The following is an 11460-nucleotide window of genomic DNA, read 5'->3' as shown; positions in this document are numbered from 1 at the left end:
CTATCTTGCCAGCAAGTTCAACAGATGTTGCCGCTTCTCGAGGGCTCGGGGCATGCGCGTTATCGATCGTCGGTCGGCGAGTCGGTGTGGAAAGGGGCTGGTCAGCGCCGCCGGTAGGTAGTCTGCGCGGCATGACAGCACGTTCTCTTCGTCGATTCGTGTCTGCAGTGTTCCTGGCAGCCGCGATTCCAGTGGTATCGCCCATCCAGTCCGCTTACGCGGCGCCGTGTTCCGATGTGGAGGTGGTGTTCGCGCGGGGGACCGCGGAGCCGGGTGGGGTGGTCGGGGTGACCGGGATGTCCTTTGTCGAGGCGCTACGGGCGAATGCCGGTGGGCGGTCGGTGGGGGTTTATGGGGTCGACTACCCGGCCAGTAGTGATTTCGCGGATCGGCTCGGGTTCGCGCAGTCGGTGGTGCGCGGGATCGACGACGCGCAGCGGCGGGTGGAGTTCGTCGCGGCGAATTGTCCCGGCACGCGGATCGTGCTCGGCGGGTATTCGCAGGGGGCGGCGCTGGCCGGGTTCGCGACGGGTGCCGGTGTGCCCGAGGGGGTTCCGCCGGAATACGAGCAGTACCTGCCCGAGCCGATGCGGGGCGAGGTGGCCGAGCACGTCGCCGCCGTCGTGCTGTTCGGCAAACCCTCCGAACGGTTCCTGCGTGACGCGGCGGCCCCCGCGCTGTCGATCGGCGCGTCCTACCGGAACAAGACCATCGACCTGTGCATCGACGGCGACAACATCTGCGACGGTTCCCCGCTCGCCTACCCCAATGCCCTGCACACCCTCTACAGCGTCAACGGAATGACCGTCACCGCGGCACAATTCGCGGCCCAGCGGTTCTGAAACGTACCGAGAACAACGAAAAGGCCGGTTGCACAAAGCAACCGGCCTTTTCTGTTCAGCTACGTCAGCTGTAGATCTTGTCGACCTCGCCGGCGTACTGCTTCATGACGACGGCGCGCTTGAGCGACATCTTCGGGGTGAGCTCGCCCGTCTCCTGGGTCCAGTCGACCGGGAGGATACGGATCTTCTTGATGGCCTCGGCCTTGGAGACCTTCTTATTGGTCTCGTCGACGGCGGCCTGGATCTCGGCGACCAGCGCCTCGTTCTCGATCAGCTTCTCGATCGCGGTGTCGGCGGCGACACCGTTGCGGTCCTTCCAGCCGGGCAGGGCCTCGGGATCGAGGGTGATCAGGGCGCCGATGAACGGCTGACCGTCACCGACGACCATCACCTGGCTGATCAGCGGGTGCGCGCGCAGGGAGTCCTCGAGCACGGCGGGGGAGACGTTCTTGCCGCCCGCGGTGACCAGGATTTCCTTCTTGCGGCCCGTGATGGTGATGAAGCCGTCGGCGTCGATGGCACCCAGGTCGCCGGTCTTGAACCAGCCGTCCTCGAACGCCTCGGCGGTGGCTTCGTCGTTCTTCCAGTAGCCGCCGAACACGACCGAACCCTTGAGCAGCAGTTCGCCGTCCTCGGCGATCTTGGCGGCGTGGCCCTGGATCGGACGACCCACCGAACCGACCCGGATGTGGGTGGGGGTGTTCACGCTGAACGCGGCGGTGGTCTCGGTCAGGCCGTAGCCCTCGTAGATGGTGACGCCGACGCCACGGAAGAAGTGGCCGAGGCGAGCGCCCAGGGGGCCACCACCGGACACGGCGGCCAGGCACTGCCCACCGAGGGCGGCGCGCAGCTTGCTGTAGACCAGCTTGTCGAAGACGAAGTGCTTGAGCTTGAGCAGCAGGTCGGGGCTGCCCTTCTCGAGCGCCTCGCTGTAGGCGATGGCCGTCTCGGCCGCGGCGTCGAAGATCTTGCCCTTGCCGCCGTCGTGCGCCTTCTGCTTGGCCGAGTTGTAGACCTTCTCGAACACGCGGGGCACCGAGAGGATGAAGTCCGGCTTGAACTCACCGAACTGCTCGACCAGCGTGGTCCAGTCCGAAGAGTGGCGGATGGTCACCTTGGAATCGAAGGCGATCAGCGCGACCGCGCGGGCGAACACGTGCGCCAGCGGCAGGAACAGCAGGGTCTTCTGACCCTCGGCGACGAACGCGCTGAGCTCGATGCCACCCGAGCGCGACTCGGCCCACAGGTTGGCGTGGGTGAGCTGCACGCCCTTGGGCTTACCGGTGGTGCCCGAGGTGTAGATCAGGGTGGCGGGCGAGGCCGCGCCGACCTGCTTGCGGCGCTCGTGCACCACGGCGTCGTCGAGGTCGGCACCACGCTCGGTGAGGGTGTCGACGGCGCCCTTGTCGATCTGCAGGGTCTCGGCGAGAGCGGGCAGCGACGCGGCGTCGATCTCGTCGATGGTGGCCTTGTGCTTGTCGTTCTCGACGACCAGCAGCTTGGTCTCGGAATCCTGCAGGATCCACTTGGCCTGCTCGGCGGCCGAGCTGTCGTAGATCGCGACGGTCACGCCACCGGCGGCCCAGATCGCGAAGTCGAGCAGCGTCCACTCGTATCGCGTGGCCGCCATGATCGCGACCCGGTCGCCCAGTTCGACGCCGGAGGCGATCAGCCCCTTGGCGACGCCGGTGACGGCTTTCGCGAATTGTGCCGCCGTGACGTCATTCCAGCCGCCGCTGCCGTTCGGAACGTTGAACAACACCGCGTTCGGCGTCTCCTCGCCGAAGCGGAAGACGTTGTCGGAATTGTTCGCATCGTCCGGGATGGTGTAGGAAGCCGGAACTTCGAACTCTCGCATCAGTGCCCTTCCAGTGGGTTCTACTCGCCAGTAATCTACGACACGTTCGGCCCGGTTGCGATATCGCCGCCCGAAATGCCCGTCACCTGGCTTTATCGTAAGTCGTCTATCGATACGGGCTGGATTGCTTCCCGCAGGAAGTCCGCGAGTTCGCGCAGCGCGAGCGCGGCCTCGGCGACCAGCGCGGCCTGCAGTTGCGCGACGTGCCAAAGGCCGCGGGTTTCGGTGAAACGGACGTGCACGCCCGCTCCACGCAGGGCCGAGACGAGCGTGCGGCACTGGTCGTGCAGAAGTTCGCTCACATCGACCTGCACATAGGTGGGTGGCAGGCCGATCAGATTGCCCGACAGCGGGGCGTAACCCGCTGTGGTGGCGTCGCCGTCGCCCAGGTAGTGCGCGGCGCACAGGCGCGACCACGCCCGGTTGATCACCAGGTCACGGTCGCGGGTCGGCGGGTCGGTCGGGTCGACCCACGGTGCGATGAGCCCGAGCGCGGCCGGGGTCATCTTGTGGCGTTCGATCAGCCGCTGGGCCAGCGCGAGCGCGAGTCCACCGCCCGCCGAATCGCCGGCCAGACAGATCTGATCCGGCTGGTAGCCGACATTGTTCACCAGATCCAGGAACGCGGCCTCGGCGTCGTCGAGGCCGGCCGGGAAGGGGTGCTCGGGCGCCAGCCGGTAGTCCAGCGAATACACCGCACAGCAACTCTCCAGCGCCAGCCTGGCGACCAGGGAGCGGTGGGTGGCCAGCGAACCGACCACGTAACCGCCGCCGTGCAGGTACAGGATCGCGCCCGCCGCGCGCTCCGGCGGGACGGCCCGGGTACGCGAACCCGGGATCGCGATCTCGGCGATCACCCGCTCGGCGGGCCGCCCACCCAGCTGCAATTGCTGCACGACGGCGCCGTCGGGCATGAACTGCAGCCGGGAGGACACGTCGAGCAGGGTGCGCTGCACGGCGACGGGCAGTCGCGCGTGCAGCGTCACCCGGAAGACCGGATCGAGCAGCGCGCGAACCACCGGCAGCGGAATCTTGAACTCGCGCATGGCGTTTTCCTGGATCTCGAGAGGGTCAGTGCGGCATGAAGCGGCCGTTGACAGCGGCCGAGATCCGGTTGTAGCCCGAAGCCAGGAAGCGCACGCTCACGTCGAGCAGCTTGGCCTCCCAGCCGATCAGCACGCGCGCGTGACCCTTGCGCACACCCTCGGTGATGGTCTGCGCGGCCATCTCCGGGCTGTGGATCGCCAGGTACTTGTCGAACAGCGAGGCGGTGTTGGCGCCGTCGATGCCCTCGGCGTAGGTGGCGTTGCGGGCCACGGCGGTCTTGATGCCGCCGGGGTGCACGCAGGTGACCTGCACGGGCGTCTTCGAGATCTTCATCTCCTGGTACAGCGCCTCGGTGAAGCCGCGCACCGCGAACTTGGCCGAGTTGTAGGCCGCCTGGCCCGGCACGGTGACCAGACCGAACAGGCTCGACACATTGACCACGTGGCCGTCACCGGACTCGATCAGCATCGGCAGGAACGCCTTGGTGCCGTTGACGACACCCCAGAAGTCCACGTCCATGATGCGTTCGATGTCTTTGAACTCGGTCTTCACCACGTCGCCGTGGTAGGCGATGCCCGCGTTGTTGTACACCTGGTGCACCACGCCGAAGTGCTGCTTCACCGAGTCGGCGTAGACCAGGAAGGCCTCGCGCTCGGCGACGTTGAGCCGGTCGGACTTCACCTGCGCGCCCAGTGCCTCGCACCGGCGGACGGTCTCGGCCAGGCCCTCGGTGTCGATATCGCTCAGTGCCAGCTTGGCGCCGCGCTTGGCCAGGTTCTCGGCCAGCGCGCGCCCGATGCCGGAGCCGGCACCGGTGATCACACATACCTTGTTCGTGAAGTAAGCATCTTTGCTCACTGTGCTGCCACCACTTTCAGATCGGCGCCGGGGGCGTCTGCGGTTGTCGTATTGTAGGCGGAAACGTCGAAATGCTTTGTGATCCTGCGGAATTCGAACGTGAAGTCCGGCCACAGGGTGGTGTTGTTGCCGTGCTTGTCGAGGTACCAGCTGGCGCAGCCGCCGGTATTCCAGACCGACTTGGCGAGCTTGTTCTGCAAGCCGGTGTTGTACTCGCGCAGAATGTCCTCGCGCACCTCGACGGTTTTCAGGCCGAGTTTGTCGATGGTAGCCAGGGCATCGCTGACGTAATTGATCTGCGATTCGATCATGTACACCATCGAGGTGTGCCCCAGGCCCACATTCGGGCCGACCAGGAAGAACATATTCGGGAAGTTCGCGATCGCCGAACCCTTGTAGGCCTGCTGACCGATCTCGTCGAACACCTCCGACAGGGTGCGCCCGTCGCGGCCGACGATGTTGTTGTAGGTCGGCGAATCGGTGACGTGGAAGCCGGTGGCCACGATCAGCGCGTCGATCTCGCGCTCGGTGCCGTCCTTGGTGACGATCGAGCCCGGCTTCACCTCGGCGATGCCGTCGGTGATCACGTCGACGTTGTCGCGATCGAGCGCCGGGTAGTACTCGTTGGAGATCAGCATGCGCTTGCAGCCGATCCGGTAGTTCGGGGTGACCTTCTTGCGCAGTTCGGGGTCACGGATCTCGAGCTGCAGCTTGGCGCGCGAGAGGGCTTCGAAGCCCTTCATCAGCACCGGGAACTTGGCCAGGCCGACGACCTGGGTCTCGCGCGCGGCGTAGATGGCGGCGCGGCTGAGGCGCTGCACGCCCGGAATGTGCTTGAACGCCAGGCGCTCGGGCAGCAGGTAGGGGCGGTCCATGCGCGGCAGCAGCCACGGGGCGGTGCGCTGGTAGACGTCGAGGGTGGCGACCTTGTCGGCGATGGCGGGCACGATCTGGATCGCCGAGGCGCCGGTACCGATCACGGCGACGCGCTTGCCGGTGAGGTCGGCGTCGTGGTTCCACTGCGCGGAGTGGAAGATCTCGCCCTCGAACTCGTTGATGCCCTTGATGTCGGGCAGCGCGGGCTCGCAGAGGGCGCCGACCGCGCTGACGACGGTGTCGGCGGTGAACTCGCCCTGCGTGGAGCTGATCTCCCAGCGGCTGGTCTCGCTGTTCCAGTGCACGCGGCGCACGTCGCAGTCGAAGACGTGCCGGTCGAGCACGTCGTAGCGCTCCGCGACGCTCTTGATGTAGGCCTGGATCTCGCCCTGGCGCGAGAACGAGCGGGTCCAGTCCGGGTTCAGCGCGAAGGAGTACGAGTACAGGTGCGATGGCACGTCGCAGGCGGCGCCCGGATAGGTGTTGTCACGCCAGGTGCCGCCGACCTCGCTGCCCCGCTCGAGCACGAGGAAGTCCTCGCGGCCCTGCTGGGACAGGCGGATGGCCAGGCCGAGACCGGCGAAACCGCTGCCGATGATGATCGTCTTCACGTGGCGGGCGCGGTTGTCCACGGTTCGGGGTTCGACAACATTGTCTGTAACCTTGCGACTCATGTAATGCAGACTACGTCGCTATTGAGCCGGAGTCAACAGCTATTGAGCATAGTTCAGTAGTGGCTAGGATGGTCGATGTGAGTAGCAGAAGTTCGGGAGCGACCAAGCGTGTCCGGCTCGGCCCGGAGGAGCGGCGACTGCAGCTGATCCACCTCGGCGCCGAGATGCTGGCCGATCGACCGCTCGAGGACATCTCGGTCGACGACATCGCCAAGCAGGCGGGCATCTCGCGGGGCCTGCTGTTCCACTACTTCGCCTCCAAGCAGGAGTTCCACGAGGCGATCGCGCGGCATGTGAGCACGGAGTTCTACACCGCCGTCATGCCCGACCGCGAGTTGTCGCTGTTCGACATGCTGCGCGATTCGATCGAACGCTTCGTCGACTACGCCATCGGCCATTCCGCGGCCTACCACTCGGTGTTGCGCGGACCCGCCAGCCGCACCCCCGACATGACCGACTACGTCAACGAGACCCGCGGCGCCATCGCCGATCTCATCGTCAGTGAACTGCCGCTGCCGCCCGACGACCCCGACCTGGCGCGGCTCACCCTCGCGATCCGCGGCTGGATCGCGTTCGTGGAGGAGACGATTCTGACCTGGATGGTCGAAAAGCCCATCAGCCGTGAGTCTTTGGTCGATCTGCTGGTCGAGTCGCTGCCCGCGCTCGCGCTCAGTCCCGCGTTGATCTCCGCGCTGCGGGGTTGAGCGTCAACCGTTCTCGCGCGGTTTGGCTCGGAAGTGGGCGCGTTCGCCCTGCTTGCCGAACAGGCTGAGGAATTCGACGGGCTGGTTGTCGGCCGCGCCGAACCAGTGCGGGACATGGGTGTCGAATTCGGCTGCCTCACCGGGGGTGAGGACGATATCGTGGTCGCCGAGGATCAGGCGTAGACGGCCGTTGAGAACGTAGAGCCATTCGTAGCCCTCGTGTGTTTGGGGTGTGTCGGGCCGGTCGCGCGCACCCGGGGGGATGACGATCTTGTAGGCCTGGATACCGCCCGCGCGTTTGGTGAGCGGGAGCATCGTCATGCCGTGCCTGGTCACCGGGCGTAGGTGGATGCGTGGGTCGCCGGTGGGTGGGGCGTCGACGAGTTCGTCGAGAGTGACGCCGTGTGCCTTGGCCAGGGGAAGCAGTAGTTCCAGGGTGGGTTTGCGGTCGCCCGATTCCAGGCGCGACAGGGTGCTCACCGAGATCCCGGTCTCGGTGGACAGGTCGGCGAGGGTGGTCTGGCGCTGTTTGCGCAGGGCGCGCAGACGGGGGCCGACCGAGTCGAGGGTCTGTCCTAGGTCGTCCATGTCCACCAGTTTGCCATAGCGGCAAACATGCTTGCCAGTTTTTCGTCCGTTGGTGCACTGTGAATTCCTGAAGGAGGTCGACATGACAGAGCTGAACGAGTCCTACGACGTGGTGGTGATCGGCGGGGGTGCCGCCGGGCTGAACGGTGCGCTGATGCTGGTGCGGCAGCGGCGATCGGTGCTGGTGATCGATGCCGGTGCGCCGCGCAACGCGCCCGCCGACGGGGTGCACGGGCTGCTGGGGCGGGAGGGGATGCCGCCGCTGGAGCTGGTCGCGCTCGGGCGCGAGGAGGTGCGCGGGTACGGCGGGCACGTGGTGACCGGCGAGGTGGTCGCTGTCGATCGTGTCGGTGACTCCGCCTCCACCGATTCGCCGGGAAACGACGACGACTCCCGCGAATTCCGGGTGGAGTTGGCGGACGGCCGGTCCGTCTTCGCGCGGCGCATCCTCGTCACCACCGGGCTCGCCGACGAATTGCCGCCCATCGCCGGGCTCCGCGAACGCTGGGGGCACGACGTGCTGCACTGCCCGTACTGCCACGGCTGGGAGGTGCGCGATCAGCGGATCGCGGTCCTGGCGACCGGCCCGATGGCTGTCCATCAGGCGCTGCTGTTCACCCAGTTGACCGACGACATCGTGTTCCTGTCGCACACGGCTCCGGCGACTGACGAAGACGCGGAAAAGCTTGCGGCACGGGGTGTTCGCGTGGTCGACGGTGAGGTGGTCGAGGTGCTGGCCGACGGCGGAAAGCTGAGCGGCGTCCGGCTTGCCGACGGCACCGTCATCGACCGGGACGCGCTGGTCGTCGGCCCCCGCTTCAGCACCCGCGCCACCTTCCTCACCGACCTCGGCCTCACCCCCGAACCCCACCCGAGCGGGGTCGGCGACCACATCCCGGCCGACCCCATGGGCCGCACCTCGGTCCCCGGCGTGTGGATCGCGGGCAATGCCACCGACCCGATGGCACAGGTCGGCGCGGCCGCGGCGGCCGGTGCGATGGCGGGCGCGCAGATCAATGCGGAGCTGGTGATGGCCGATACCGCCGCGGCAGTCGAGCGGCTCCGGGCTTCGGAAGGTGCCGCTGTCACTGGATGAGTTCCGGTCCCGGCGCATCGAACGGTGCGCCGGGACTGCTGGTCATCGGCCATTGCCGAACGTGCAGCGGGAGCGGGCTCGTCGCCTCTGCTCATCGCCCACGCGAGCGTCGCGCGAGAGCTTCATCGATGGCGCTGGTCAACAGTGCGCGTGCGTCGTCGGCGGGGATCTGGCCAACGGTCACGTGTAAGGCCAGGCCGTCGAGGAGGGCCAACAGGGTGCTGGCCGCCGCGGTCGGCTCGGGGTGGTGGGGGAGCAGGCCTGCGATGTGGTCGCGGAAGCCTCGGCCGTTGGTTGCCAGGGTTTCGGCGATCTGGGGGCGGACCGAGGCGAAGGCCAGGTAGCCGATCAGGGTGCGGGTATCGGCGGTGGATTCGGCGTCGGTGGGGAGGAGGGCGGTGAGGATCTGGTGCAGGTCGGGGTCGGGGCCCGCGGCGGTGATGCGCTCGCCGATTCTGCCCGCGATGGTGGTCGCGGCGAATTCCATCATCGCGTCCTTGGTGGGGAAGTAGTGCTGCACCTGACCTGCGGAGACGCCTGCTTCGGCGGCGACGTGGCGCAGGCTGATCGACTCGAGTCCGTCGCGGGCGAGCAGCCGCATCACGGCGTCGCTGATCTCGGCCCGGCGCGAACTGTGATCCACCCGTTTCGGCATGCGGCCATTCTTTCACGATGCACTTGTATTGCCATGGTGCGGCTCTTTACAATGCAGTTGTATTGCAAAGGAGGTCGCCATGCGTCCTGTCCTGCGGCTCGTACGCCGTTTCTGCCGGTTCGAAGTCGATCTGTGGGTGAGCCTTGCCCGCGCGATCACCCGCAAGCCCGACATCGCGGGCGGCACCCCGATCCGCTACGCGGGCGCCATGTCGGCCATCCTCTGGGCATTCGTCGTGGTCAGCGCGGTGGAGATTCCCGCTGTACACCTGATCATTCCGTGGGCGCCTGTCCGCATGGCCGCGTTGGCACTCGGCATCTGGGGACTGTTGTGGATGCTCGGCCTGCTAGCCGCTCACCACGTGTACCCGCACGTCCTCGCCCCCGACTACCTACGCGTGCGCTACCTGCGCCGCACAGAACTCGCGGTCCCCCTCTCCGCCTTGCGTGCTGTGCGCCCCGACATGCGTGGCTACGACGAATCGAAGTCGTTGCACCGCACAGCAAATGGGACCATCGCCCTCCCGGTCGGCAGTTCCACCAACATCCGCCTGGAACTGGCCGCGCCCCACACCTTCTCCACACCACAGGGCGACCTGACATCGTCGACCATCGCCTTCTGGGCCGACGACCCACACACCGCCATCGGCGCGATCAAGGCAGCGATCGTGAAGCAGCACTCCGAAGCCTGATCACCCCGGTATCGGCGCATCCTCGGGAAATCGCCGCACCACCTCGATCGTGCCGACGATATTGCGGTTGAACTCCGCGAGATCCTCTGCCGGGATCCAGTATTCGAGGATCTCGCGTCCACCGGCCTGGTCTCGGCTATCTGGGGCCGAAGGTTTCGAGGCCGGTTACTCGGAGGAGGTCGAGGGCTGTGGCGGTGGGGGTGTTGGGGGGTGCGGAGTAGATGACGATGGTTTGGTCGGTGTGGGGGACGTGCATGGTGTCGCAGTCGAGGGTGAGGGTGCCCAGGTCGGGGTGGGCGATGGTTTTGGTGAGGCTGTGCATGGTGCTGGAACGGCCTGCTTGCCAGTGGGATTCGAATTCCTCGCTGCGCGTGCGTAGTTCGGTGAGCAGGCGGGTGAGGTCTGGGTCGTCGGGGTAGGTGGCCTTGACGGCGCGCAGGCAGCCGACGCAGGCGGCGGCATTGCTGTCGGCCTCCTCGGGGGTCATGACGACGCGGCCCATGCCGGTGCCGAGGAAGCGTTGCCACATGATGTTCCGCTGCTCGGGCGGGATGGCGGAGAAGTCGCCGAGCAGCGCGGCCGACAGCGGATTCCAGGCGAGGACATCGGATTTCGCGGACAGGACCAGCACCGGCAAATCGGTGAGCCGGTCCAGCAGCCGCTGGACGCTCGGCCGGATGACCATCGGAATCCGCCCGGCCTGCGGTGGTTCGGAACCGGCGAGCCGGTAGACCAGGTCCCGATCGACATCGGTGAGCCGCAGCGCCCTGGTGAGTGCGCCGAGTACCTGATCGGACGGCTTCGGCCCACGTCCTTGCTCGAGGCGCACGATGTAATCGACACTCACGCCGGCCAGGCTCGCCACCTCCTCGCGCCGCAGCCCCGGTACCTGTCGGCGTGCTCCGGCGGGCAGGCCGACGTCGACGGGCGAGAGTCGGGAGCGCGCACCGCGCAGTACCGTCGCCAATTCCGCTCTGTCCACGTTTCCATGGTGCCGCAGGTCGGTGGCGGCGGGGTGGTACCGCGAATCCCATCCCCCTGTGCGGCACGGCATATCCGACAGATCTATACGCAGCCGTATAAACGACCGTATTCTGGCAGTTATACGCAACCGTATAACTGGTAGGAGTTCGCGATGGGGCAACACGACATGCCTGGGACGATCAAATGGGCGGGCTGGATTCTCGCGGTCATCGGCGCCGGGCACCTCGGCCTCGGACTGCTGGTCAGCTCATCCTCCTTCGACGAGTGGCTGACCTTCGAACTCTGGGGCCACTGGTGGGAGGACACCCCCGCGGCCAACAGCTTCTGGGCCAACCCCGCCGGCTTCGGCTGGCCGCTGCTGCTCGTCGGTTCGCTCATCGTGTGGATGGACCGGCGCGGCATCGTCCCACCCGAATTCCTCGCGTGGGCGGTGCTCGGCTGGGGTGTGGTGTGCGCCCTCGTCGTGGAGCCGACGCCCGCTCCGGTGGTGGTGATCGCGGCGATCCTGCTGCTGCGCGGCATCCGCGTCGCCGGTGCGCAGGTCGCTTCGCCAGTTCTCGCTCGATAGGGCGTGGTACCGCCCGTCC

At 66.9% G+C, this 11460-nt stretch carries 12 protein-coding genes; 5 read left to right on the top strand and 7 right to left on the bottom strand.

From position 1 onward, the window contains the following. The first annotated feature begins 131 nt into the window (after positions 1 to 131). Positions 132 to 842 carry a cutinase family protein gene (locus NCO8_RS07680; RefSeq protein WP_067637646.1) on the top strand — a complete coding sequence of 237 codons (711 nt, stop codon included), beginning with the start codon at positions 132 to 134 and terminating at the stop codon, positions 840 to 842. 64 nt (positions 843 to 906) lie between these two features. Here the strand turns inward: NCO8_RS07680 and NCO8_RS07675 are convergent, their stop codons facing one another. From NCO8_RS07675 to NCO8_RS07660, 4 genes are all read right to left on the bottom strand, one after another. Next, a complete protein-coding gene (locus NCO8_RS07675; protein WP_067637644.1) occupies positions 907 to 2700 on the bottom strand; it encodes an AMP-dependent synthetase/ligase in 1794 nt (597 codons plus the stop codon). 92 nt (positions 2701 to 2792) lie between these two features. After that, positions 2793 to 3746 carry an alpha/beta hydrolase gene (locus NCO8_RS07670; protein WP_067637642.1) on the bottom strand — a complete coding sequence of 318 codons (954 nt, stop codon included), beginning with the start codon at positions 3744 to 3746 and terminating at the stop codon, positions 2793 to 2795. Between the two features lie 25 nt (positions 3747 to 3771). Next, positions 3772 to 4605 (bottom strand): SDR family NAD(P)-dependent oxidoreductase, encoded by an 834-nt coding sequence (locus NCO8_RS07665; protein ID WP_067637640.1) that lies wholly within the window; start codon positions 4603 to 4605, stop codon positions 3772 to 3774. Beyond that, entirely contained in the window at positions 4602 to 6155 is a 1554-nt protein-coding gene (locus NCO8_RS07660) for a flavin-containing monooxygenase (RefSeq protein WP_067637639.1), read from the bottom strand. Before NCO8_RS07660 ends, NCO8_RS07665 begins: the two co-directional genes overlap by 4 nt. 68 nt (positions 6156 to 6223) lie before the next feature. Here NCO8_RS07660 and NCO8_RS07655 point away from each other — a divergent pair, with 68 nt between their 5' ends. Continuing rightward, a complete protein-coding gene (locus NCO8_RS07655) occupies positions 6224 to 6859 on the top strand; it encodes a TetR/AcrR family transcriptional regulator (RefSeq protein WP_067637637.1) in 636 nt (211 codons plus the stop codon). A gap of 3 nt (positions 6860 to 6862) precedes the next feature. On the opposite strand, the gene NCO8_RS07650 is transcribed toward NCO8_RS07655, so the two are convergent. Beyond that, the gene (locus tag NCO8_RS07650) at positions 6863 to 7447 is read right to left on the bottom strand and encodes a helix-turn-helix domain-containing protein (protein WP_067637635.1); all 585 of its coding nucleotides are present in this window, start codon (positions 7445 to 7447) and stop codon (positions 6863 to 6865) included. A gap of 82 nt (positions 7448 to 7529) precedes the next feature. Here NCO8_RS07650 and NCO8_RS07645 point away from each other — a divergent pair, with 82 nt between their 5' ends. After that, on the top strand, positions 7530 to 8543 hold the full coding sequence (locus NCO8_RS07645; protein ID WP_067637700.1) for an NAD(P)/FAD-dependent oxidoreductase: 1014 nt from the start codon (positions 7530 to 7532) through the stop codon (positions 8541 to 8543). Between the two features lie 91 nt (positions 8544 to 8634). Here NCO8_RS07645 and NCO8_RS07640 read toward each other — a convergent pair whose 3' ends face one another. Continuing rightward, positions 8635 to 9198, bottom strand: a complete 564-nt coding sequence (locus tag NCO8_RS07640; protein WP_067637633.1) for a TetR/AcrR family transcriptional regulator — start codon at positions 9196 to 9198, stop codon at positions 8635 to 8637. A 79-nt stretch (positions 9199 to 9277) separates the two neighbouring features. On the opposite strand from NCO8_RS07640, the gene NCO8_RS07635 reads away from it, so the two are divergent. Further along, the gene (locus tag NCO8_RS07635; RefSeq protein ID WP_067637632.1) at positions 9278 to 9889 is read left to right on the top strand and encodes a hypothetical protein; all 612 of its coding nucleotides are present in this window, start codon (positions 9278 to 9280) and stop codon (positions 9887 to 9889) included. 136 nt (positions 9890 to 10025) lie between these two features. Here the strand turns inward: NCO8_RS07635 and NCO8_RS07630 are convergent, their stop codons facing one another. Further along, the gene (locus NCO8_RS07630; RefSeq protein ID WP_067637630.1) at positions 10026 to 10871 is read right to left on the bottom strand and encodes a helix-turn-helix transcriptional regulator; all 846 of its coding nucleotides are present in this window, start codon (positions 10869 to 10871) and stop codon (positions 10026 to 10028) included. Between the two features lie 153 nt (positions 10872 to 11024). Between NCO8_RS07630 and NCO8_RS07625 the strand changes: the two genes are divergently transcribed. Further along, entirely contained in the window at positions 11025 to 11441 is a 417-nt protein-coding gene (locus tag NCO8_RS07625; RefSeq protein WP_067637628.1) for a DUF6463 family protein, read from the top strand. Positions 11442 to 11460: the final 19 nt, after the last annotated feature.

This window comes from Nocardia coubleae NBRC 108252, from assembly GCF_001612805.1.
In the GTDB taxonomy this organism is placed as follows: Bacteria; Actinomycetota; Actinomycetes; order Mycobacteriales; family Mycobacteriaceae; genus Nocardia; species Nocardia coubleae.
Note: the sequence above shows the minus strand (reverse complement) of the source record. Positions and strands in the feature narration are given on the sequence as shown.